Genomic DNA, 22584 nt, shown 5'->3' with positions numbered 1-22584 from the left:
GCCGCGGTATCCGCGTCCGGCGACCGCGCCGGTGCCGACCGACCCGGGCCGCGGTTGACCATCCGTCCGCGAAACGGGGGAAAGTCCTCCCACGCCGGTACTCCTTCTCGAGCGCCTGGTACGCGGCCCGGTCTGCGCCAGGGGAACGACCCGGTCGGTCTCCGGGCTGAGCCGTCCGCATGTGATCGGATCGCTGACGGCACCGTGCCTGTGGCGCCGTCGCGACCATGATCACCCGTACGTCAGCCGCCTGCATCGCCCATTCACGGGATCCTCGCCGCCGCGCCCCGCCGCCGCAGGCGTCGCTCAGTCCGCCCCGTCGGCGATGCCGCCCCGTTCGATCGCCAGCCGGGTCAGTTCGACTCGTGTGTTGATGCCGAGCTTGGTGAAGATGTGCTTCATATGCGTGTTGACGGTATGCACGGAAACGTAGAGCCGGTCGGCGATGGCCCGGTTGGTGAGGCCCTCCACGACGAGCGGGATGAGCTTCCGCTCGGATTCGGTCAGGCTCGTCCATCCCACTGCGCCGGTCGTGTGGTGCCGTGGGGCAGCTGTGCGCACGCCGAACTGTCTGAGGCGCCGCATGATCCGTTCGTGATCGCGCAGGGCTCCGCATGCCGACGCCAGCTCACCCGCCTCTTCGAAATACGGGATCGCCGACGTGCTGTCGCCCGACGCGGCCACGCGGTCCCCGAGGTCCTCGCAGACCCCGGCCAGGGCCAGCCGCCTGCCGGTGCTCCGGTAACCGGTGACGGCGGACGCCAGTGCGCCCCGGTCGTGGTGGAGCAGGCCGTCCACATGAGCACGGACTGTCCCGACGATCTGCTGGCCGCCGTCCTGTGCGGCCAGGGTGCGCAATGCGCCGGACACGGCCTGCGCGAGCGAGGGGTCCTCGCCGCGGAGCGCCATGCGCACGATCCCGGGCCAGTGGGACGGCGGCACCGCAAGCAGGCGTGCCGGCTCGGCGTCCCTGAAGCTGCCGTCCATCGCCGCTGCCGCTGCGGTGTCCCGGCCCTCCGCGTCGGCCAGGCAGGCGCGTGCGAGCGACACCCACAGGCCGAACCGCTGGGTGCTCGTGCCGGATCCGGCTTCGGCGGCGCGGAGATGGTCCCTGGCTTTGGCGAGGTCACCGCGTCTGATCTCCACCAATGCCAGGACGGAGCGGGCCTGCGGATTCGGCTGGGTGATCTCGAGTTCGTCGGCCACCATCAGACTGGACTCGGCCTCCACGGCCGCGTCGTCCAGCGCCCCCTGTTCGAACAGCGCGCAGGCACGGCTCGCATGCCAGTGGGGAAGCGACCAGCCCAGGCCCAGCGTCTCCGCTTCGCGCTGCCCCTCCCGCAGCACCCGCTCGGTGTCCGCGAGCCGGTCGGTGGCGGTCAGCACCGTGGCCAGCCACAGCGCGGGAATCCGCGGAGGCCGCAGGTAGAGTACGCCGGACTCCGTGCCGGCGGCGCGTGCCGTGGCCTCCTCGGCGAGCTCGAGGGCGCGGGCCAGGCGCCCACGGTAGAAGAACGTCTGCGACTGGAACACCATGGCGCTGACGACGACGGCCGGGTCCTCGCTGCGGTAGGAGGCCTCGACCAGTCCGATGTCGGTCTGCTCGGCAGCGGTGATGTCCCCGAGGTACACGTGGCCCGTCGCCTTGGTCTTCAGCAGCCTGATTCGCAGGTCGGTCGGCAGCCCGGGAAGCACCAGAGCCTGCTGGAGGTGTGTCATGGCTGCGGTATCGTCGCCCGCGGCCTGGTGGATCTCGGCAGCCACCAGGCGCAGACGCGCCTCCTGCACCGGCTCCAGCCGGTCCGAGAGGGTCGCGTCGACCAGGTCGAGTGCCTGGTGCACCCGGCGGGTCCGGCCGAGGTACTCCGCGGCGTCGGTCAGCAGGGCGATGCGCCGCCGGTCGTGCAGGGGCAGCAGTCCGGCGATCTGCTGAGCCAGGTCCGCAGCCGCGTCAGGGGCCGACGAGGACAGTTCCCGTACCGCGGTGGTCAATGTGGTCACGGCGTCGTCGTCGACCGGGCCGCCCGACAGGACGACGTGCCAGGCCACCTCGGCCGATCGTGCCCCGATGCCCCGCAGAACGTCGGCGGCCTCCCGGTGCAGAGCGGTCCGTAGGGCTGGCGCCAGATTCTCGTGGACGGCCTGTCGCATGAGGTCGTGGCGGAACGCCAGTCGCGGCCCGTCGCCGGAGAGCAGACCGGCGTTCAGGGCCGCCTCGACGCCCGACAGCAGGCTGCCGACCTGCCTGCCGAGCATGCGGGCGGCCGTACCGAGGTCGAACTCCCGGCCGAGGACGGATCCGATCTGGAGGAGGCGCACGGCATCCTCCGGGAGCCGGTCCAGACGCGCGGCGACGCTCCGCCGGAAACCGACGGGGATGCCGTCATGCAGCAGGCTCGCCACGCCCGCCTCCACTTTGACGGCGTCCGTGTCGACGAAGGCGCGCACCAGTTCGATCGCCAGGAACGGATTGCCCCCGACGCCCCGCAGGAGCCGGGCCAGACCGGGTGACGGTTTCGCCTCGAGGACGTCGGCCGCGATGTGCTGCAGCTCCTGCTGCGGCAGGGGACCGAGGGTCAGCCACCGGGCTCCGAGGCGTTCGAGGTCCTGCCGCACCCTGGCAACGGTCGGCCGCTCGGTCTCCGACCGTACCGCCAGCACCCACAGGATCCGCGAAGCCGCCAGTCGCCGGGGCAGGGTGCGCAGCACCAGGAGCGTGGCCGGATCCGCCCACTGCGCATCGTCCACCAGCACGGCCACCGGGGCGCGCTGGGCACGCTCCTCGAGAGCGTCCGTGATGCTGTCCAGCAGCCACAGCCGCTGGTCGTCTGTGGCCCTGGCCGCTCGTTCGGAACCGTCGGAGGACTGTAGGGCGGACTGCAGGGCGGCTCCGGCGGCGTACTGGTCGAGCTCGTCGGCGCGTACGGACACCACGTCGAATCCGGACCGCCGTGCCATGTCGTCCAGCTCCGCCAGCAGCCGGCTCTTGCCGACGCCGGGTGCGCCTTCCACGACGACGCAGGCACCCCGCCCGGCACGCACCGCGCCCAGGGCCTCACGGACAGCCGCCATCTCGCGGACCCGTCCCCTGAGGCGCAGGCCGTTCACGGCCCGGTGCCCACGCCCACCGGGCCGGTCACCCACGGGGTCTGTGCTGCGCATGGGGCCAGCATGCCGCACGGCCACATCGCCCTCAACGCCGGTTCATGTGTGCCCGGCGCTTTCACCCGGGTGATTGCCGGTTCCGTGCCGTCCGCTCACCCCGCCACGACACATCCTTCGGGGCGTCCAGATCTCTTGCCCCCGAGAGGAGCACGACGTGCGTACAGGCAAGGAATACCTCGCGGCACTGAACGACGGCCGCACGGTGTGGGTGGGCGACGAACTCGTCGACGACGTGTCCACGCACCCCAAGACCAGGGCGTACGCCCGGAGCATCGCGGACTTCTACGACCTGCACCACCGTCCTGACCTCCAGGACGTCATGACGTTCCTGGACGAGGACGGTGTCCGGCGGTCCATGACGTGGTTCCAGCACCGCTCCAAGGAGGACCTGCTGCGCAAGCGGCGCTACCTGGAGACGGTGCAGCGGGAACTGGGCGGCGGTGCGATCCCGCGCACGCCGGACGTCAACAACTACGTCCTGCTGACCTACGTCGACGACCCCGAGCCCTGGAGCAGCCAGTCTGTCGGGACCGACGGGCGGGACCTCACCGGTGGGATCCTCGACTTCTGGAACGTGATGCGGGACGGCGACCTCAACGCGACGCCGGCCTTCGTCGACCCGCAGGCGGACCGCTCGCGCGATTCCGCACAGGCCATCTCCCCTGCACTGCGGGTGGTCGCCACCTCGGACGAGGGCATCACCGTGCGGGGTGTGAAGTCGATCAGCACCGGCGCGGCCTTCGGGGACTGGATCCACATCGGCGTCTTCTACCGTCCCGGCATCGTGGCGGAGCAGATCATCTACGGGGCGGTGAAGCCCAACACTCCCGGCGTCACCATCATCTGCCGCGAGAGCAACGTCCGCGACGGCGAGGAGGTGGAGCACCCCCTCGCCTCGCAGGGTGACGAGCTGGACAGCATCATCGTGTTCGAGGACGTGCTCATCCCCTGGAACCGGGTCTTCCACATCGGCAACCCCCAGCACGCCTCGCTGTACCCGCAGCGCGTCTTCGACTGGTTGCACTACCACTCGCTGGTGCGTGCCATGGTCAAGGCCGAGCTGATGCTCGGTCTGGCCCTGCTGATCACCGAGCACATCGGCACCTACCAACTGCCGCCCGTCCAGGCGCGGATCGCCCGGTTCGCCGGTTTCCTCCAGACGCTCAAGGCGCATGTGATCGCCTCGGAGGACGAAGGCTTCTTCACTCCCGGCGGCATCTACAAGCCGAACGTCCTGATGTTCGACTTCGGGCGGGCGTACTACATCGAGCACATCACCGACCTGACCCACGAGCTCATCGACCTGTCCGGTCGTGCCGCGCTCATCTATCCCACCGAGGGGCAGTGGGAGCGGCCCGAACTGCGGCCGTGGCTGACGGCGCTGCAGACCGGACCGGTCGGCAGGCCGCACGACCGGCTGAAGATCAGCCGGGTGATCCGCGACATGTTCCTGTCCGACTGGGGCGACCGCATCAGCACCTTCGAGAACTTCAACGGCACGCCCCTGCTGGCCATCCGAAGCCTCACGATGAAACGTGCCGAGATGTCCCCCACCGGCAGCATGGCGGACCTCGCGCGCAAGGTCTGCGGCATCGAGAGCGTGAGCAACGACGGGGAGCGGGAGACCGCGTACCTGGCCCAGGCGGACTACGCCCGACGCCAGGACGCCTCTCGTCAGAACGCCTCGTAGCAGGATGCCGGGGCCCGGGTCAGAGCATGCCGCACTCCCGGGCCCTGGCGACCGCTGCGCTCCGGTCGTGCGCACCGAGTTTGCGGAAGACCGCCCGTACCTGTGTCTTGACGGTGTTGTGGGACACATAGAACTCGGCGGCGATCTCACGCAGTGTCAGCGGACCGCACAGGGCGCGGAGCACCCGGCGCTCGCCGAGCGACAGCTCCTGGGGGCCGGACACGACGAGCGGCACGACGGTGTCCTCCCCGACTCCCCCGAGCAGATCCGTGAGCACTCCTGGTGACTCGCACCGGGCCGCTGCCCGCTCGGCCGCCTCACGGGCTTCCCGCGCGGCGTCCGCGTTGCGTCGCGCAGTGGCAAGTCGTGCCCGTGTGCCGTGATACAAGGTGTGCATCTGGGGTTCGCTTCCTGTCCTGGACGAGTCCGCCAGCGCCGCTTCCGCGTCGGCCAGGGTCCGTTCGGCCTCGTCGGCCCGTCCCTCATCGAGGAGCAGGCCGGCCCTGCCGATGTAGGCGGGCGCCGCGACGAAGTGCCGCTCCAGCCCGGCCGTCCCGGCCGCGTCCAGGGCTTCGTCGCTCAGCATGCGCGCCGGCTCATGGCGTCCGGCCAGCAGGGCGCACAGCGCCCGCAGCCCCAGCGCGCGGACGAGCGTCAGGCCGTGCCCGGCGGCATGCGCGTCACGGGTCGCCTCGCCGAGCAGCGCCTCGGCCTCCTCGTACCGGGAGGTCCACAGCAGAGCGGTACCGCGGGCCGTACAGGCCAGGGCACGCCAGGAAGTCAACGGGACGGTGCCGGCGAAGACGGTTTCGGCGAGACGGTCGCCGGTCAGGACCTCCCCCTGGAGCCAGCAGGCCACGGCCCGGGCGACGGCCGCCGCATCGGACACCGTGCTGCCTTCGCCGACCTTCTCCGCTCCCGGCCCCCTGAGCCGGACCACGTCCAGCCAGCGCCGGGCCGTTTCCGGAGCACCCCCCGACAGGGCCGCCATCGCCGCCACGACGCACAGTCTTGCGTCGGCGGCGACCGTGCGGAGCGGCAAGAGCTCCAGCCATTGTCTGACCTCCCGACCGCGGCCTGCCGAGATCGCCTGTTCCCAGTCGTGGAGTATCGACGCGACGGCGGCGGCCTCTTCACCGCCGCGCACCCAGTGCCGTACGGCCGCGGTCGTCTCGCCCTGCCGTGAGTACCACCGAGCCGCCGTCCTGTGCAACGACACGGCGGTCTCGCGCCCCTCGGATCCGAGAAGGTCGCAGAGCAGCGCGGACAGTGCGCGGTGACGCCGGTATGCCGAGGGATCGGCCGCTACCGGTACGAGCAGTTGGACGGTCCGTGCGAGCTCGCGCAGCAGTACGCCCGCCCGGTCCCCGGCGAGTGCCCGGCACGGTCCGGCACTCAACTCGTCGAGCACACTGGTACGGAGCAGGAACTCACGCTGCTCGGTGGTGAGCCGGTGGAGCACCTCGGTGGCCAGGTACTCGGTGACCGCTCGCCTGCCGCGGGCCAGGTCGGCGGCCGTGTCGGCGTCGTCCGACGAGCGAGCGAGGGTACGGCCCATGATGCACAGCGCCGCCGCCCACCCCTCGGTGGTCTCGTACACCGCGCTCAACGTGTCCGGGGCCGGAGCGGACCCGAGCAGATCGGTGAGCATGGCCTGTGCCTCCTCGGGGGTGAAGGCCAGGTCGTGCCGGTCGATTTCGGCGATCGCGCCCCGGGCGCGCAGGGTCGGTACGGGTCCACCCGGAACGTGACGGGTCGACAGAACGACGCGAAAGCCCTGCGGAAGCCTTGTCAGGAACTCCGAAAGGCTGCGGACCGCATCGATGTCCGTGATCGATTCCACTCCGTCGAGGATCAGCGCGAGCGGTCCCTGTCCGTCCAGTCCGCTCACGAGGCTCGGCAGGATCTCCTCGAGCCACGCGTCGAGTGTCCACTCGCCGCTGTGGGGGAGGAGGGGCAGTTCCGGCCGTACGTGCTGCAACGCCCGCAGGACGCCGGCCCAGAGCCGGCCCGGGGCGTTGTCGTACGCGTCCAGGCTGAGCCAGGCGCACGCGCCACGAGTTGCGAGGCTTCGCGACCACTCGGTCAGGAGCACCGTCTTTCCGGCACCGGCGGGCGCGGAGACCACCACCACGGGCTCGGTCGACGCGTCCAGCCGGCGCAGCAGCCGGGGGCGGGTCAGGAGGTGCGGGGGCTGGTCCCCAGGACGCAGCTTGAAGGTCGGCACGGAACTGGTCATGGCACCTTCGGTGGAGTCGTCAGGACTGGTGGAGCCCCCGGCGTCCGTGGCTCGCCTGCAGGAGCCGGGACGCCGGGGGCCGTAGTGGACCGGGGCAGGGACACGGCAACCTTCGTCGGGCCGCTGTCACCCGCGCTAGCAGGGGGGCCTGAGCGTGCCGAAGTCTCCGCCGAAGTGGAGCAGCGGCCGGCCTTCCATCCGGTGTTCGAAGTGGCGGACGTCGCCCACGAATATGGTGTGATCGCCGCCGGGCAGCGCCGCGGCGACGTCGCACACGACAGCCGCGATGGCGTCCTTCAGCACCGGCACGCCGTGGTCGTCGATGGTCTCCACACCCGCGAACTTGTCCGGCTTGGAAACGGCGAAGTTCCGCGCGAGGTGCTCGCTGTCCTCGCCGAGGACGTTGACGGCGAAGCGACCGTGCTCCGCGATCGCGGTCCGCGTGTAGAGCTGGTTGCCGATGCACACGAGCAGTTGGAGCGGCTCGAGGGACAGCGCGGAGACGGCGCTCGCCGTCATGCCGATGGCCGTGCTGCCCGAGCGTGTGGTGATCACGCTGACGCCCGTGGCGAGCCGGCTCATCGTGGCTCGGAACCCGAAGACGACATCAAGGGTTTCACTCATCTGAGGACCTCCGTGAATTCGGGGCTGAGCCCCGCGGTGTGATGGAGTGTTCGACGTCGGCCGTCCTCGTGGATGACCGGCTCCCGTCGTGGTGGCGCCGTGAGGATCAGTCCGTGACGCAGGGTTCGAGGACGAAGGTGTGGCGCAGCAGGGTGTACGGCACGTCGGTCATGCCCCGGCAGGGCCCGGCGTCGGCCGGGTAGGTGTCGTAGCGGTCGACCAGCGACTCCTTGACGCCGAACACCGGATCGGTGTCCAGGTGCGGGTCGTCCGAGGGGAAGAGCATGGTGGTCACGCGCTGGAATCCCGGCGCTTCGATCAGCAGGTGCACATGGGCGGGACGCATGAGCGACCTGCTGGTCGCGCTCATGAGCTCGCCGACCGGGCCGTCACCGGGTATCGGGTAGCTGGACGGGCGGATGGAACGGAAAGCGAAGTGCCCCGTCTCGTCGGTGCGGAACAGCGCGCGCATGGCCGGCTCGTCCAGGCCGGGCACCTCCATGTCGTAGTGGCCGTCCGAGTCGCTGTGCCAGACGTCCACCGCCGCGTCGGCCACCGGCGCTCCCTCGTGGTCCACGACCCGTCCCTCGAAGAACAGCGGGGTACCGGACAGACCCCCGGAGATGTCGGCGGCGTCGGCCTGCTGCGGCCTGTCCTCCCTGAAGTACGGGCCCAGCACGCTGTTCTGCGTGGCCTGGCTGGGGCGTCGGTTGGTCAGGGCGTCGACCAGCATGGTGACGCCGAGCACGTCGGACAGCAGTATGAACTCCTGACGCGTCGGGGTGCACGTCTGCCCGGTGCGCGTCAGGAAGTCGACTCCCCGGGCCCATTCTTCCTGCGTCAGTTCGACGTCGCGGACGAAGGCGTGCAGGTGCCGCACCAGTGATTCCAGGATCTCGGCGACGCGGGAGTCCTTGGTGTTCCGCATGGTCGAGATCACGGCCTCGGTGATGGTGTCGCTGGTCAGATCACGCATGACGCGCTCCCGTGGTGGTGGAGTGATGGACCGCGGACTCCGTCCGGGGATGTCCGTCGCCGGATGATGTGCACGGAGGCTGTCCGGCCCAGGCGCGGGCCAAGAGGGCGCGTACCGCCGTCCGTTCGACTGGTCGCGGGTTCCAGTAGCCGTCCCGCACGATGAGTTCGGCCGCCTGCTCGATGCCCGATTCCGGCATGCCGAGGTCCCGCAGTGTCCTGGGGGCGGCGAGCCGTCCCGCGAAGTCGAAGAGTCCCTTCGCTGCGTCGGCCGCCGACAGCGCCCTTGCGATGCGTGCCATCGCCTCGGGCGCCGCCGGTGCGTTGTAGGCGACGACGTGCGGCAGGACGACCGTGTGGGTTTCGGCGTGCGGAAGCCCGAACGTGCCGCCCAGGACGTGGCACACCTTGTGGTGCAGGGCCATGCCGACCGTGCCGAGGCACGTGCCGGCCAGCCACGCCCCGTACAGGGCGTCGGCCCGCGCCTCGCAGTCGCCCGGACGTTGTGCGACGACCGGGAGGGAGCGGATGAGGGATTCGAGCGCTTCACCGGCCATCAGGAAGGCGAGCGGGTCCCGGTCCTGTGCGTAGAGGGCCTCCACGGCGTGCGCCATCGCGTTGATGCCGCTGACCACCGATGCCGCCGCGGGAAACGTGAACGTCAGGTCGACGTCGTACACCACGGTCTTCGGCAGCACTTCCGGCAGTCGGCGGGTCGTCTTCCGGCGTCCTTCGGTCTCTCCGAGGATCGGCGTCATCTCCGAGCCGGCGTAGGTGGTGGGCAGCGCCAGCTGTGGCAGCCCGGTCCGCAGGGCGATCGCCTTGCCGAGGCCGATGGTCGAGCCGCCGCCGATGGCGAGCACCGAGTCCGCTCCCACGGTTCTGGCATACGCGACCGCCTTCTCCGTGACCTCGACGGGGGTGTGCGGAGCCGCTTCCGTGAAGGTTCCCACCGCCGCCGTACCCAGTACGTCGTGTACCTCCGCTGCTTGGCCCGCTTGACCAGGTGTGCACAGGATGAGCACCTGACGGCATCCGAGGGCATCAGCCTCTTCAGGGATACGGCGGCGCGTACCGCTGCCGAAGACCACCTTGGTGATCTGTCCCCGATGCACGAATGTCTTCATGAGAATTCCCCAGTCCCGCCGTCTGCTTGGAACCAAGACTTTCGATGCCTGAATGACGGGGGTCAACGTAATCCGCGAGGGATAACGGGCACCGGCGTTGAAATACCTTGTTCGTGCCACAGGTTCCGCGCCCGGGGCCTCCGGCTCGCGACGGACATCACTCGTCTGCGCGATGCGGTGGGTGTCCATGGGCTGGATCGTGGATCCGGACCTCTGGCAGGCGGATATGCCGGTCGAGGTCACCGGAACGGCGTCCGAGGGGTCCGCATTCACGAGCGGCGGGGGTTCAGGTCGGGGGTGCCGAACCCAGGGATACGGCCGCTGTCCGTGCGTCTCCCGGACCAGGTGCGGACCTGTCCGGGGCGCACCTGATCGACGGCTGAGATCCGGCCGTCGTGCTCACCCCAGGAGGCACCATGACCGGAACCGGACCCGACTGCGAGGCCGACCCCGACATCCCGCTGAGTCCGGCGGCGACGCAGAAGACCGATGAGGACGCGAAGGCCGTGGCGGACCACGGCATGCAGGCCCGCTTCGAACCGGCACTGGTACACCGTGACCGGCTTTTCGCGGCCGCCGTGCGGATGACCGGCAGTCCGACCGACGCCGAGGACCCTGCTCCAGGAGACGTACGCCCGGGCCTACGCCTCGTTCCACCAGTTCTGCGAGGGCACGAATCTCAGGGCCTGGCTGTACCGCATCCTCACCACCACGTTCCTCAACTACCGCCGCAGTCAACGCAGGCGGCCGCAACGCGACGACGCGACGGCGATCGAGGACTGGCAGATCGCCCGCGCGGCCTCGCACACCTCGTCGGGACTGCGCTCCGCCGAGGCCGAGGCGCTCGACCACCTGCCCGACTCGGACGTCAAGGCGGCGCTGCAAGCCGTCCCGGAATACTTCCGAACGGCGGTGTACCTCTTCGACGTCGAGGGCTTCACCACCCGTGAGATCGCCGACATCATGCAGACTCCCGTCGGCACCGTGCTGTCACGACTGCACCGAGGTCACCGACGGCTGCGCTCGCTGCTGGAGGGCTATGCCCAGGAGCACCGTCTCGTCCCGGCGGGCCACGTTCGAGGCAGTGGGTCCGCACCACGGGCTGGTGAGCGAGGTCACCCGGGACGGCGGCGGAAGGCGGGATGCATGCAGGGGGCAGCGGTGTTCCAAGAGCGCATGGAACACCCTTGACAGCCCTCCGGCCCGGTGTCCGGGACAGCCCCGGGCCGGAGGGCTCGACTCCCGTACCGACTGAGTGAGGAAGAGATGCCGAGACCCAGCACCGATGCCGTCGATGCCGAGCTATGTGCACTCCTCGTCATGCCGGACGGCGCGGCGGTGCCCGTGTCCACGCGACTGGGCTATCGTCCCGACGATCCCTACGCGGTCCGTGCGACCTTCCGTCTCGGCGGTGACCGGGCGGCCGAGTGGTTCTTCGCCCGTGAGCTCCTGAGAGAGGGGCTGCTCCAGCCAGTCGGTATCGGTGACGTCCGCCTGCGCCCTGCTTGGCACCAGGGACAGCACATGGTGCAGATCGTCCTCACGCCGCCCGCAGGACGGGCGGACCTCATGTTCCCCTGGCCGGTGGTGACGGAGTTCCTGCAACGCACCGATGCGGTGGTGTCACCGGGCACCGAGCACGTGCACGTCGGCCTGGACGCCCAACTGATGGATCTTCTCGCAGAGCACTGACCACACGCACGACCGATCGATCATCGATCAATGCGCTCTCGGGACGGGAGAACCACGATGTTGACCGTGCTGTCGCCGATCTTCGCGCTGCTCGCAGCGGCAACCAACGCACTGGGAACCGTGATGCAGCGCCGGGCCGCCACCGTCGTCCCGCAGTCCAGCAGTCTGCGCATCGGCCTGATGTGGGACCTGCTGCGCACACCGGTCTGGCTGCTCGGCATAGGTGGGGTCGCCCTCTCGGCGATGTTCCAGGGCGCCGCGCTGGCCACCGGCGCCCTGGCGGTCGTACAGCCGCTCTTCATGCTGGAGTTGCCGTTCGTGCTGCTGCTCGCGAGCATCGTCTTCGGGCGCCCGTTGCCCCGGGCCGGCTGGGTGCCCGTCGGCAGTATCGGGGGCGGTCTGTGCCTGGCGTTGTTCGCGGCCGCGCCGACCGGTGGCACTCTCGGGATCCCCACGGCTCGGTGGACAGCGGTGCTGACCTGCTGCCTGCTCGCCGTGGTGGTGCTGTGCAGCGTCGCGGTCAGGCTGCCCAACGGCGCGGCGCGCGCCGCGTGCATGGGCCTGGCCGCCGCCGTCTCCTACTCTCTCACCGCCGCGCTCATGAAGTTCTCGACCGCCGCCCTCGGCCGCCAGGGTATGGGTGCCTTCTTCACCGCATGGCAGACCTATGCGTTCGCAGCCCTCGGGGTGTGCGCCCTGTTCCTGCTGGAGAACGCCATGCAGTCCGGACCGCTGGTCGCCTCCCAGCCTGCCCTGACCCTCGGGGACACATTGGTGAGCCTGGCGCTCGGCGTCACCCTCTACGGGGAAAGACTGCGTGGTGGCTGGTGGCTGACCCTCCAGGTGTTCGGGCTCGCGCTGGTGGCGTACGGGGTCGCCCGCCTGTCACGTCAGCATCTCGTTCCCGCAGGAATGTGAAATACCCGATTCGTGCGAGAGCGGCCGACGGCACAACCCTTGAATCGCAGCCAATATCGCCGATCTGCGGGATGGCCAAGCGCGCCGTGGCATCGGACCGTGGAACCAGGTTTCAGCGGACGGCCCCGGCAGGCTGAATAAACATCGGGCGGACATGTCGGCGGCGTAAAACACTCCGCGATGGACACAGAATTCACGCGAGCATCTGGAGATCCGAAAAAAATGGGGAAATTGGTCAATACGGCCCTGGAGGCCGTGGCGGATGTGCCGGATGGAGCGTCGTTGGCCGTGGGCGGGTTCGGATTGAGTGGTGTGCCGAACGTGCTGATCCAGGCCCTGTTCGAGCGGGGCGTCGGCGGGCTGTCAGTCGTCTCGAACAACTGCGGGGCAATGGATTCGGGCCTGGCGGTGCTGCTCTCGGCGGGCCGGATCGGACGGGTGACGGGATCGTATATCGGGGCGAACAAGGAGTTCGCGCGGCAGTACCTGTCCGGTGAGCTGGAGGTGGAGCTGATCCCGCAGGGCACGCTCGCCGAACGGCTGCGCGCCGGCGGCGCGGGCATCCCCGCCTTTTACACCCCGGCGGGGGTGGGCACGCAGGTCGCCGAGGGCGGGCTGCCCTGGCGCTACAACGGCTCCGGCGGGGTCGCACTGGCCTCGCCGGCCAAGGAGGTGCGGGTCTTCGACGGCACCGAGTACGTGCTCGAACGCGGCATCCGCACCGACTTCGCGCTGGTGCGGGCGGCGCAGGGCGACCGGCACGGAAACCTCGTGTTCAGCAAGTCCGCCCGCAACTTCAACCCCCTCGCGGCCATGGCCGGCAGCGTCACGATCGCGGAGGTGGAGGAGCTGGTCGAGCCCGGCGAGATCGATCCGGACGCGGTGCACCTGCCCGGCATCTTCGTCCAGCGGGTGTTGGCCCTCACCCCGCAGCAGGCGGTGGACAAGAAGATCGAGCGGCGGACGGTGACCATCTGATGGCCTGGACTCGTGAGGAGATGGCCGCCCGCTCCGCGCGTGAGCTGCGCGACGGCCAGTACGTCAATCTCGGCATCGGCCTGCCCACGCTGATCCCCACCTACCTGCCGCCAGGGGTGGAGGTGATCCTCGAGTCGGAGAACGGCATCCTGGGCACCGGCCCCTACCCGGGTGCGGACGAGGTCGACCCGGATCTGATCAACGCCGGCAAGGAGACCGTCACGGTCCTGCCCGGCGCCTCCTTCTTCGACTCCGCACTGTCCTTCGCGATGATCCGCGGCGGGCACATCGACGTCGCGGTGCTGGGTGCCATGCAGGTCTCCGAGCAGGGGGACCTGGCGAACTGGGCGATCCCCGGAAAGATGATCACGGGGATCGGCGGTGCGATGGACCTGGTCCACGGCGCCCGCACCGTCATCGTCGTCATGACGCATACAGCCAAGGACGGCTCGCCGAAGATCCGCACCGAGTGCACGCTGCCGCTGTCCGGGAAGCACTGCGTGAACCGGATCATCACCGATCTCGGTGTCCTCGACGTCACCGACGAGGGGCTTGTGCTGGTCCAGTGCGCACCTTCCGTCGACGTCGAGGAGATCATCGCCAAGACCGACGCCAAGCTGACCGTCACGGAGGGCCTGCTGTGAACCCCGTCTACATCGTCGACGCCGTGCGCACGCCGATCGGGCGCTACAACGGCGGCCTGGCCTCGGTGCGCCCCGACGACCTGGCTGCCGACGCCATCCGCGAACTCCTCTCCCGCCTACCCCAGTTGGACCCTGCGCGCATCGAGGACGTGTACATCGGCAACGCCAACGGCGCCGGCGAGGAGAACCGCAACGTGGCCCGCATGGCCGCCCTGCTCGCCGGCCTGCCCACCAGCGTGCCCGGGGCGACGGTCAACCGGCTGTGCGCCTCCGGACTCGAAGCCGTCATCCAGGCCGCCCGCGCCATCGCTGTCGGCGACGCCTCCGTCGCCATCGCCGGCGGCGTGGAGTCCATGACCCGCGCCCCCTACGTCCTGCCCAAGAACGACAGACCGTTCCCGGCCGCCCACGCCGAGCTGTACTCCACCACGCTGGGCTGGCGCATGGTGAACCCGTCGATGAACCCGCAATGGACCATCCCTCTCGGGGAGTCGGCCGAGCTGATCGCCGAGAAGCACAAGATCGGCCGTGAGCAGCAAGACGAGTTCGCTCTGCACAGCCACCAGAAGGCCGCAGCCGCCCGGGAACAGGGCCTGTTCGACGCCGAGTTGGTGCCCGTCCCGGTCCCGCAGCGCGGCGGCGACCCCCAGCTGTTCGCGGCCGACGAGTGCGTACGCCCGAACGCCTCCCTCGCGGCGATGGCAAGGCTCAAGCCGTCCTTCCGTACCAAGCAGGGCACGGTCACCGCCGGCAACGCCTCCCCCCTCAACGACGGCGCCGCCGCCCTGCTGCTGGCCGACGAGGAGGGTGTGAAGGCCATCGGCCGCGAGCCGCTGGCACGCGTCTGCGCGACCGGAGTCTCCGCGATCGACCCCGACTACTTCGGCCTCGCCCCCGTCGAGGCCGTCGACCGGGCCCTGGCCAAGGCCGCCCGGACCTTCGCCGACATCGACGTACTGGAGCTGAACGAGGCCTTCGCCGCCCAGGTCCTCGGCTGCCTCGCCGAATGGCCAGAGTTCGACCCGGCGATCCTCAACCCGCAGGGCGGCGCCATCGCGCTCGGCCACCCCCTCGGCGCCTCCGGCGCCCGCCTCGCCGGCACCGTCGCCCACCAGCTCGCCCGCCGCGGCTCCGGCACGGGCGTCGCCACCCTCTGCATCGGCGTGGGCCAGGGCCTCGCCCTCGTCCTCGAACGCTGACACGAACGGGGCGAGCAGACCGTCGTGGGGACGGCGTCCGGGACGGGAATCGGCAGCGGCCTCCGCGCGGGGGCGGCGGGTGCGGACGTACGGTACTGATATGTGCGCCATGCGGGAAGGCGGCGCGGCGCAGCCCCACGGGCCCCGCTCCCCTTCACCCACCGCCGGGTCACTGCGCCGGGCCGAGCTGGACCGGCTGCTGGAGCTCGCCGTGCGCGACACCGGCGTGCACGCGGGAGCGGTCTTCCTGCTGGCGTCCGACGGCCAGACCCTGCGGCTGGAGGTGACCGCAGGCATGCCGGCAGAGTATCTCGCGCCCTGGTTCGGGGTCCCGCTGTCGAGCCGCTTTCCCGTGACCGATGCGGTGCGCGAGCGGCGGCTCGTCTGGCTCGGCGACCCGGAGGACCTTGCCCGTCGCTATCCCCGCACGGCGATCGCCCTGCCCTACCACCATGCGGTGGTCGCGGCACCGCTCCTCACCGGAACCACGGTCTGGGGCGCACTGCTGCTGTTCTGGCCCGGCGCCGGCTCCACCCGTGCCGACGGCCCGAGCCCCGAACGGGTCCGTGCCGCCGGTCGGCGCCTGGGCCGGTTCCTGCGCGACGCCGCCGGCACCGGCCACGCCGTCGGCCCGGGGCCCGCACCCCGCACCCTGGTGCAGCCGCCCGCCGGCAAGCGGGGGCCGGCCGAGGCACTCGCCGCGGCCGACCTCCTCGAGCGGCTGCCCTGGGGCAGTTGCTCCCTCGACCTCCAGGGCAGGTTCACCTACGTCAGCGCCACCGCCGCCGCCCTACTGGGCGCGAGCAGCCCCGACGATCTGATCGGCACGCGTCCTTGGCAGTCCTTGCCCTGGCACACCGACCCGGCCTTCGAGGACCACTTCCGCGCCACCGTGGTCAGCCGGAAGCCCGGCTACTACACCGCCATGCACCCGCCGGACCAGTGGCTCGCGTTCGAGCTCTATCCCGACGGCTCGGGGGTGAGCGTCCGCATATCGCCGACCGGTCCGGGCGGGAACTCGCAGCCGGGGCCTACCAGGACGGAGACGTTCCGGGGCGATCCGATCCGCCTGGGCGAGGTCTACCGGGTGCTGCACCTGGCCGCCGCCCTGTCGGAAACGGTGGGCGTCTCAGACGTGGTCGATCTGGTCACCGAGGAGATGCTGCCGGCGTTCGGAGCCCGGACCGTCGCCCTGCTCGCGGCCGAGGACGGCAGAATGCGGGTCATCGGCCGCAGCGGCTACAACCCCTCGCTGCTCGAACACTTCGACGGCGTGCCGCTGACCCACCCGGCACCCGCGGTCCGGGTCCTCGCCACCGGCGTGCCCAGCTTCTTCGCCTCCTTCGACGAGCTGTCCCGGGCCTACCCGCCCGCCCCGCATCAAAAGGGTCTGCATGCCTGGGCGTTTCTGCCGCTGATCGCCTCCGGGCGTCCGGTGGGCTCGTGCGTGTTCGCCTTCGACCGGCCCCACCCCTTTCCCGATCAGCAGCGGGTCGTCTTCATCGCGCTCGCGGGACTGATCGCGCAGGCGCTGGAACGGGCCCGCCTGTACGACACCAGCAACGAACTCGCCAAGACCCTGCAGGCGGCCCTGCTCCCCGACTCACTGCCCAACCTTCCTGGACTGGATGTGGCGGCCCGCTATCTGCCCAGCGTCCGCGGCATGGACATCGGCGGCGACTTCTACGACCTGGTCCGGGTCGACGACACCACTGCAGCCGCGGTCATCGGCGACGTCCAGGGCCACAACGTCACGGCCGCCGCGCTCATGGGCCGGGTGCGCCCCGCCATCCGCTCCCACGCCGCCTCGGGGGCCACGCCGTCACAGGCCCTCGCGCAGGCCAACCGTCAGCTGGTCGCCATGGACCCGGGCCGCTTCGTCAGTTGCCTCTACGCCCACCTCGACCTCGCACACCACCGAGCCGTCCTCGCCACCGCCGGCCATCCCCCGCCCGTTCTGCGTCACCCGGACGGCCACGCCGAGGTCCTTCCGCTCCGACCCGGCGTGCTACTCGGCATCGACCCCGACGCCGACTACCCCCCCACCGAGATCCCGCTAACCCCCGGCACCCTCCTCGCCCTGTACACCGACGGCCTCGTCGAGACTCCCGGGGTCGACATGGACGACGCCATGTCCGGGCTCGCCACCCAGCTCGCCCGGGCCTCGGCCCAGCCCATGGACCGGCTCGCCACGACCCTGATCGACCATGCACGGCAGACCGCGCCCCGGACGGACGACATCGCCCTGCTGCTCATCGGGCTCGCCACCGCCGGGTAGCGCACCCCCGGCCAGACCTCGCCGACAGGCACTTGGGACGTACGGCATGCCTTGACAGCTAAGAGGACGGAGGGCGAGGATGGAAACTATGGAAACTAATCCAGTTTCCCGAGTTTCCACGAGTGACGAGCAGCGTGCGGACGTGATCGTGGAGGCGGCCGGCCGGCTGTTCTTCGGGTCGGGTTTCGCGCGGGTGAGCATGGACGATCTCGCTCGTGAGCTCGGGATGAGCAAGAAGACGATCTACCGTCATTTCCCGGACAAGCGCAGCCTCCTGGCCGCGGTGCTGGACCGCCAGTTCGCCGCGGTGGAGCGCACGCTGGTGGCGGCGACCGAGGACGCAGCAGGGCAGCCGTTCGCTGTGCGGGTGCAGCGGTTCCTGATCGCGGCGGGCAGTGAGCTCGGGCGGATCGGCGCGCCTCAGCTCGCGTCCGGGCGGGGCGACACGATGCTGCGCCAGTACGTGGAGCAGCGTGTGGACGCGGTGGTCTACCAGCGGCTCGACGAGCTGTTCCGGGAGGGACACCAGCAGGGCTTGCTGCCGGCGCCGCCCGAGCTGCTGAGTGAGATCACCCGCGGCGCGTTGGAGCGGCTGCTCATGTCGGAGTTGCCGCGCGATCTGGCCTGGACCGCGGCCGATCTGCTGCGGGCGACCGTCGACACCGTGCTGTACGGGGCGATCCGCCCGACAGGCCAGGGCATCGACGACGAACAACCCCGGGCGGTCATCCCGACGGCCCGCGACGACGATCAGGAGGTGGACCCATGACCGGGACGACCGGCAGGGTGGCATTGGTGACAGGGGCCAGCAGCGGAATCGGCGCGGCCACGGCGCGACTTCTGGCCGCGCGAGGAATGCGCGTGGTGGTCAACTACCTCCGCAACACCAAGGCAGCCGAGGGGGTCGTGGCCGACATCGAGGCCGTGGGCGGCCAGGCCATGGCCGTGCAGGCCGATGTGCGCGAGGAGGCGGCCGTCGAGAGCATGGTCGGCCAGGTCCAGGCGGCTTGGGGCGGCATCGACGTGCTCGTGCACAACGCGCTCATCCCGTATGCGGTCAAGCCGTTCCAGGACATGACGTGGGAAGAACTGGGCGGCAAGATCGACGCCGAGATGCACGCGGCGTTCGCGGTCACCAAAGCCGTACTGCCCACGATGACCGAACGAGGGCGGGGACGCCTCATCTACATCGGCACCGGACTCAGCCGCCTGCCTCGGGCGGGCATGATCGCGCTGGGCGTTTCCAAGGCCGCACTCGAGCAGTTCGCCCGGTATCTCGCCCAGGAACTCGGCCCGCAGGGCATCACGGTCAACGTCGTCTCGCCCGGCCCGGTGGAGTCCCGCACCGCCGACGCCGTGCTCGACGACGCGACGAGGCAGCGGCAGGTGGCCGCCACCCCCTTGGGCCGCCTGGCCTACCCGGCCGATGTCGCTCAGGCGGTCGCCTTCTACGCCGCCGAGGACAACTCCTTCATGACCGGTACCACGGCCGCGGTCAACGGCGGCATGGCCATGTACTGACGCCTCACTGACCTCCGCACACGCGGCCGAACCCTTAAACGATCAAGGAAAGACGTTCATGCACACGATCGACCTGGCCTACGTCGGACGAGGCCTGCACGAGGAGCTGGCCGCCTACATCGCCGACCAGCAGGACTACTACGCCGAGGAGGGTGTCCACGTCGCGCTACGCGACGGCTGCACCTGGGACGTGGAACGGCTGCGCCGCTGCGCCACCATCGGGCTCGGCCGGGCACTGCTGTCACGACTGACCGACGGCACCCCGTGGGTCGCACTCAGTGTCAACACCCACCGCCCGCTGTTCTGGTTCCTCGCCCGCCCCGGCCTGACCTCCTTGGCAGACCTGGCCGGGCGACGGCTGGCGGTCCACGCCCCGCATACCCCGCCCGGCGCATTTGCCCGGATCGTGCTGCGAAAGGCCGGCCTTGACCCGGACCGTGATGTGAAGACCATCGTCCGCTCGCCCGGCGATTACGGCATGGATCTACGCCGGCTCAGCGACGGCAGCATCGACGCCGCCTATGTCGGCAGCACCATGGCACCGGAGGCGGTGGCCGCCGAGCACGGCTGGCAGGTGCTGGCCTGGGTCGGCGACCACTTCCAGATCCCTACCGTGGGCGTGGCCGTCGACCCCACCTACATCTCACCAGACGGCCCCGCGGTCCAGGCCGTCGTACGAGCCCACCGGCGCGCCCTTCAGGTGATCCACGACGACCCCGACACCACGGTGCGACACATGCAGACGTTTCTCGGCGGACAGACCGCGGAAGAGGCCCGAGCCCACTACGAGACGTTCATCGCGCCGTACTTCACCACGGACGGCCAGGCCGACCTCGCTGTCGGCGACAAGGCGATCACCGCGGTCGCCGCCGAACTCGGCGTCCCTGCCACCGTCACCGCGGCCGAGTTCTACCGCGCCGCGGCCACAGCCTAGGCATGAGGAGTCGAGTCGTAGCGTGCGAAGCCCTGGGCCCGCGGGCCGATGGTGTCATTCCGGTGACCGCGACCGCGGCGTGGTTATTCTCAGCCCGTTCACGACGGAATGAGCGCCGCACCGCCGTTCCCGAGGACATCCGACCTCCGTCCCGACGTGGTCGACCGGATCACCATCGAGACCGGTGACGATGCCCATCGGTCGGAAGTGGCGGCGACGCTCTCTTCCAGGACACCTGGGTCGGCCGTGGCGGCGCCGCGCGGCGGGCCAGGCAGGAGAGGCCGATGCACGGATTCCAATGGAGGACCAGAACGCTTTCGCTGGCAAGAACATCCAGCGGTTGGCCCCGGACGTGCCAGACAGCATGCTCGGCCGCGATCCAGTGATCGGCATGTGGGCGACGGTCAGTGTGCAACGCGAGAATGCACCCGCGCTGCTCCTGCTCTAGCTCCACGATTCCCGCCCTCGTGGGGGATGTACGAGCCGCTGCCGGCGCGCCATGCCGACCGCTGACGTCTGATGGCACCCGAGTACTCCGACTTCGGGCACAGCAGCGCTCCCGCACCGGCCGACTTCGGGTACGCCTTCGAGCACCTGGCGGAGGTGACGAGCCGTTTTGCGGACGCGCCCGGCATCGGTGGCAGACCTGGCAGGCGTTCTAGGCCGACTGGGCAGGCCGAGACCCAACCGACATCCGGGTGAAAGTGTTCTACGGCCAGCAGCTCGTCGGGTTCCAGGTCGAGAGCGACCAGCGTTTGCACGGCCGTGCGTACTTGCCCCATGGTGGCTGCGGCGTGGATGCCCTGTCCGGCGGCTTCGCCGATCACCAGCGCGGCACGGGCGCCGGGCAGGGACAGGGCATCGAAGCAGCCGCCGGCTCCCTGAGTGCCCGATGAGCAGCTGGGCGGTTTGAATGCCCGTTCGTGGAGCCTGACACGGAGCCAGCAAATGCCGCTGAATGGTTGCGGCGGCGGTGTGCTCTCGCCGAACCGACGGACGTTGTCGAGGCACACCGCCGTGTGAGCCGCCGCTTCCATGCCCAGAGCGCATGTGGCCACCGCAACACCAGTGAGACTCGGGCCGCGGAGAAGGAGCCGCTGGCACGCTTCCGCAGTGGGAGAAGGCGTCGCTGAGAGCGCAGGTACGCCACACCGGTCACCCCGCTCAGGGGGGCACGGTGCGGCGCAACCCGGGTGCGAAGCGCCCGTTGAGCGTGCGTCAACATGCGCCAGAAACGAGGTGGGTGATCTGGCCGAACAGGCTAATCCAGGCGGGACACCTGATAGTGGCCGATGGACCAGTCGTCCCCTGTGCGGACAACGAGGACGGAGAGTTTTACGTCCAGCGGTGGCCGGTCCCTGAACGAGAACTCGACGGCGAGGTAGCCGAGGACGAGGTCGTCGGCGTGCCGCCTGGTCTCGAGGATCCGGTATGCCGCCTTCATGCCGAGGGGCTGGGAGTCGTAGTAGTCGGCGACGCCCTGGCGTCCGACGCTGTAGGGGTGCAGCCCCTGGAATACGGCGTCCTCGGTGAAGAGGGCGGCGACGCGGTCGGGCTGGTGCGCGTCGACCGCGGCCTTCCACTGGTCGAGCACTCCGCTCAGGATCTCCGCGTCGTCGGTCGTGGCGGTCATGTCCACTCCTTGGTCCAAGACTCGGTGTACGGTCAGTGTCCGGCGCTCATGCCGCCATCGATGTGCAGGATCTCGCCGGTGACGAAGGGCGCCGTCTCCAGGAAGAGCACTCCGTCGACGATGTCGCTCACTTCACCCATCCGGCCGACCGGGTGCAAGGCGGCGAGGAACTCGTGGGTCTCCTCGGGGTGCATGGGGGTCTTGATGGTGCCGGGCGACACGGCGTTGACGCGGATGCCTCGGGTGGCGTACTCGATCGCCAAGGATTTGGTCGCGGACTGCAGGCCACCCTTGGTCAGCGAGGCGAGGACGGAGGGGACCCGGGCGTCCGGACTGTCCACCAGGCTGGTGGTGACGCTCACGATGTGCCCGCCGCCCTGGGCGAGCAGGTGCGGGATGGTCTGCTGGGTGAGGTGGAAGAAGCCGGCGACGTTGATGCCGGTCACGCTGGCGTAGTCCTCGGCCGTGTAGTCGGTGAAGGACTTCGCGACGAAGATGCCTGCGTTGTTGACCACGGTGTCGATACGGCCGAACCGCTCGAGTGCCGCGGTGACGACCCGCTCGGCGGTCGTCGGCTCGGCGATGTCGCCCTGAACGGTCAGGACGCCGGCGTCGTCGGCTGGGACGATGGTGCGCGAGGTGGCGACGATGCCGTAGCCGAGCTTGCGGTAGCCCTGGACGAGGGCGGCGCCGATGCCCTGCGAGGCGCCGGTGATGATCGCGACCTTCTGGTGGTGTGTGCTCATGCTGACCTTCTCCAAAGAGGATGACCAATCGCTAGCCGACCGGTCGACTATTTGACCGTAGGCCGGGCGGTTCGGCAGTGGAAGGAGCGGCTTCCTACCGCCTGGGAGACACAGCCTTCCAGCGCACGTCAGGCCGGGATCGCGTGCGGATCGTCGGCGGGCAGCCAGGCGTCCGGGGCATGGATCCCGAGGTCACCGACGCCCTCGCACAGGGCGTCGAC

At 70.1% G+C, this 22584-nt stretch carries 19 protein-coding genes and 1 pseudogene; 12 read left to right on the top strand and 8 right to left on the bottom strand.

Translation table 11 applies throughout. The features are described from left to right. Positions 1 to 306 precede the first annotated feature (306 nt). Entirely contained in the window at positions 307 to 3162 is a 2856-nt protein-coding gene (locus ABZ919_RS40270; RefSeq protein ID WP_361258901.1) for an AAA family ATPase, read from the bottom strand. A 157-nt stretch (positions 3163 to 3319) separates the two neighbouring features. On the opposite strand from ABZ919_RS40270, the gene ABZ919_RS40265 reads away from it, so the two are divergent. Beyond that, positions 3320 to 4855, top strand: a complete 1536-nt coding sequence (locus ABZ919_RS40265) for a 4-hydroxyphenylacetate 3-hydroxylase N-terminal domain-containing protein (RefSeq protein ID WP_361258898.1) — start codon at positions 3320 to 3322, stop codon at positions 4853 to 4855. Between the two features lie 19 nt (positions 4856 to 4874). Here the strand turns inward: ABZ919_RS40265 and ABZ919_RS40260 are convergent, their stop codons facing one another. From ABZ919_RS40260 to ABZ919_RS40245, 4 genes are all read right to left on the bottom strand, one after another. After that, entirely contained in the window at positions 4875 to 7094 is a 2220-nt protein-coding gene (locus ABZ919_RS40260) for a LuxR C-terminal-related transcriptional regulator (protein ID WP_361258896.1), read from the bottom strand. A gap of 135 nt (positions 7095 to 7229) precedes the next feature. Continuing rightward, the gene (locus ABZ919_RS40255; RefSeq protein WP_361258893.1) at positions 7230 to 7718 is read right to left on the bottom strand and encodes a flavin reductase family protein; all 489 of its coding nucleotides are present in this window, start codon (positions 7716 to 7718) and stop codon (positions 7230 to 7232) included. Positions 7719 to 7824: 106 nt separating this feature from the next. Continuing rightward, positions 7825 to 8694, bottom strand: coding sequence for a dioxygenase (locus ABZ919_RS40250; protein WP_361258890.1), 870 nt, complete (start codon positions 8692 to 8694; stop codon positions 7825 to 7827). Beyond that, positions 8687 to 9820 (bottom strand): maleylacetate reductase, encoded by a 1134-nt coding sequence (locus ABZ919_RS40245; protein ID WP_361258887.1) that lies wholly within the window; start codon positions 9818 to 9820, stop codon positions 8687 to 8689. Before ABZ919_RS40245 ends, ABZ919_RS40250 begins: the two co-directional genes overlap by 8 nt. 527 nt (positions 9821 to 10347) lie before the next feature. Between ABZ919_RS40245 and ABZ919_RS40240 the strand changes: the two are divergent. The 11 genes and pseudogenes from ABZ919_RS40240 to ABZ919_RS40190 all read left to right on the top strand — a co-directional run. Further along, positions 10348 to 11011 (top strand): annotated as a pseudogene (locus tag ABZ919_RS40240) (sigma-70 family RNA polymerase sigma factor); the annotation flags it as partial. A gap of 75 nt (positions 11012 to 11086) precedes the next feature. Further along, entirely contained in the window at positions 11087 to 11512 is a 426-nt protein-coding gene (locus ABZ919_RS40235; RefSeq protein WP_361258884.1) for an SsgA family sporulation/cell division regulator, read from the top strand. Between the two features lie 57 nt (positions 11513 to 11569). After that, positions 11570 to 12430 carry a DMT family transporter gene (locus ABZ919_RS40230; RefSeq protein WP_361258881.1) on the top strand — a complete coding sequence of 287 codons (861 nt, stop codon included), beginning with the start codon at positions 11570 to 11572 and terminating at the stop codon, positions 12428 to 12430. 222 nt (positions 12431 to 12652) lie between these two features. After that, positions 12653 to 13408, top strand: coding sequence for a CoA transferase subunit A (locus tag ABZ919_RS40225; RefSeq protein ID WP_361258922.1), 756 nt, complete (start codon positions 12653 to 12655; stop codon positions 13406 to 13408). After that, positions 13408 to 14052: a CoA transferase subunit B gene (locus ABZ919_RS40220; protein ID WP_361258878.1), complete on the top strand. Its 645-nt coding sequence runs from the start codon at positions 13408 to 13410 to the stop codon at positions 14050 to 14052. Before ABZ919_RS40225 ends, ABZ919_RS40220 begins: the two co-directional genes overlap by 1 nt. Further along, positions 14049 to 15251, top strand: coding sequence for a thiolase family protein (locus ABZ919_RS40215; protein ID WP_361258875.1), 1203 nt, complete (start codon positions 14049 to 14051; stop codon positions 15249 to 15251). The genes ABZ919_RS40220 and ABZ919_RS40215 overlap by 4 nt, the downstream gene beginning before the upstream one ends. A 100-nt stretch (positions 15252 to 15351) precedes the next feature. After that, positions 15352 to 17529: a SpoIIE family protein phosphatase gene (locus tag ABZ919_RS40210; RefSeq protein ID WP_361258872.1), complete on the top strand. Its 2178-nt coding sequence runs from the start codon at positions 15352 to 15354 to the stop codon at positions 17527 to 17529. 142 nt (positions 17530 to 17671) lie between these two features. Next, positions 17672 to 18298: a TetR/AcrR family transcriptional regulator gene (locus tag ABZ919_RS40205; RefSeq protein WP_361258870.1), complete on the top strand. Its 627-nt coding sequence runs from the start codon at positions 17672 to 17674 to the stop codon at positions 18296 to 18298. Continuing rightward, a complete protein-coding gene (locus ABZ919_RS40200) occupies positions 18295 to 19050 on the top strand; it encodes an SDR family oxidoreductase (RefSeq protein ID WP_361258867.1) in 756 nt (251 codons plus the stop codon). Before ABZ919_RS40205 ends, ABZ919_RS40200 begins: the two co-directional genes overlap by 4 nt. Before the next feature lie 58 nt (positions 19051 to 19108). Further along, the gene (locus ABZ919_RS40195; protein ID WP_361258865.1) at positions 19109 to 19984 is read left to right on the top strand and encodes an ABC transporter substrate-binding protein; all 876 of its coding nucleotides are present in this window, start codon (positions 19109 to 19111) and stop codon (positions 19982 to 19984) included. A 298-nt stretch (positions 19985 to 20282) separates the two neighbouring features. After that, the gene (locus tag ABZ919_RS40190) at positions 20283 to 20432 is read left to right on the top strand and encodes a hypothetical protein (RefSeq protein ID WP_361258925.1); all 150 of its coding nucleotides are present in this window, start codon (positions 20283 to 20285) and stop codon (positions 20430 to 20432) included. Here the strand turns inward: ABZ919_RS40190 and ABZ919_RS40185 are convergent. The 3 genes from ABZ919_RS40185 to ABZ919_RS40175 form a co-directional block, all read right to left on the bottom strand. Continuing rightward, the gene (locus ABZ919_RS40185) at positions 20389 to 21021 is read right to left on the bottom strand and encodes a SpoIIE family protein phosphatase (RefSeq protein WP_361258862.1); all 633 of its coding nucleotides are present in this window, start codon (positions 21019 to 21021) and stop codon (positions 20389 to 20391) included. The genes ABZ919_RS40190 and ABZ919_RS40185 overlap by 44 nt on opposite strands. A 224-nt stretch (positions 21022 to 21245) precedes the next feature. Further along, a complete protein-coding gene (locus ABZ919_RS40180) occupies positions 21246 to 21617 on the bottom strand; it encodes a nuclear transport factor 2 family protein (protein ID WP_361258859.1) in 372 nt (123 codons plus the stop codon). Positions 21618 to 21649: 32 nt separating this feature from the next. Continuing rightward, entirely contained in the window at positions 21650 to 22363 is a 714-nt protein-coding gene (locus tag ABZ919_RS40175) for an SDR family oxidoreductase (RefSeq protein WP_361258856.1), read from the bottom strand. Positions 22364 to 22584: the final 221 nt, after the last annotated feature.

The sequence above is a fragment of the Streptomyces sp. NPDC046759 genome (assembly GCF_040645475.1).
Lineage (GTDB): Bacteria > Actinomycetota > Actinomycetes > Streptomycetales > Streptomycetaceae > Streptomyces.
The sequence above is the reverse complement of the archived record's forward strand: the minus strand, read 5'-3'. Positions and strand labels throughout refer to the sequence as shown.

Excerpts from the sequence above, each read along its gene's own strand:
- ABZ919_RS40270 (WP_361258901.1), bottom strand. The coding sequence starts at position 3,162 with ATGCGCAGCACAGACCCCGTGGGTGACCGGCCCGGTGGGCGTGGGCAC.
- ABZ919_RS40260 (WP_361258896.1), bottom strand. The coding sequence starts at position 7,094 with ATGACCAGTTCCGTGCCGACCTTCAAGCTGCGTCCTGGGGACCAGCCC.
- ABZ919_RS40255 (WP_361258893.1), bottom strand. The coding sequence starts at position 7,718 with ATGAGTGAAACCCTTGATGTCGTCTTCGGGTTCCGAGCCACGATGAGC.
- ABZ919_RS40250 (WP_361258890.1), bottom strand. The coding sequence starts at position 8,694 with ATGCGTGATCTGACCAGCGACACCATCACCGAGGCCGTGATCTCGACC.
- ABZ919_RS40245 (WP_361258887.1), bottom strand. The coding sequence starts at position 9,820 with ATGAAGACATTCGTGCATCGGGGACAGATCACCAAGGTGGTCTTCGGC.
- ABZ919_RS40235 (WP_361258884.1), top strand. The coding sequence starts at position 11,087 with ATGCCGAGACCCAGCACCGATGCCGTCGATGCCGAGCTATGTGCACTC.
- ABZ919_RS40230 (WP_361258881.1), top strand. The coding sequence starts at position 11,570 with ATGTTGACCGTGCTGTCGCCGATCTTCGCGCTGCTCGCAGCGGCAACC.
- ABZ919_RS40225 (WP_361258922.1), top strand. The coding sequence starts at position 12,653 with ATGGGGAAATTGGTCAATACGGCCCTGGAGGCCGTGGCGGATGTGCCG.
- ABZ919_RS40220 (WP_361258878.1), top strand. The coding sequence starts at position 13,408 with ATGGCCTGGACTCGTGAGGAGATGGCCGCCCGCTCCGCGCGTGAGCTG.
- ABZ919_RS40210 (WP_361258872.1), top strand. The coding sequence starts at position 15,352 with ATGTGCGCCATGCGGGAAGGCGGCGCGGCGCAGCCCCACGGGCCCCGC.
- ABZ919_RS40200 (WP_361258867.1), top strand. The coding sequence starts at position 18,295 with ATGACCGGGACGACCGGCAGGGTGGCATTGGTGACAGGGGCCAGCAGC.
- ABZ919_RS40195 (WP_361258865.1), top strand. The coding sequence starts at position 19,109 with ATGCACACGATCGACCTGGCCTACGTCGGACGAGGCCTGCACGAGGAG.
- ABZ919_RS40190 (WP_361258925.1), top strand. The coding sequence starts at position 20,283 with ATGGAGGACCAGAACGCTTTCGCTGGCAAGAACATCCAGCGGTTGGCC.
- ABZ919_RS40185 (WP_361258862.1), bottom strand. The coding sequence starts at position 21,021 with ATGGAAGCGGCGGCTCACACGGCGGTGTGCCTCGACAACGTCCGTCGG.
- ABZ919_RS40180 (WP_361258859.1), bottom strand. The coding sequence starts at position 21,617 with ATGACCGCCACGACCGACGACGCGGAGATCCTGAGCGGAGTGCTCGAC.
- ABZ919_RS40175 (WP_361258856.1), bottom strand. The coding sequence starts at position 22,363 with ATGAGCACACACCACCAGAAGGTCGCGATCATCACCGGCGCCTCGCAG.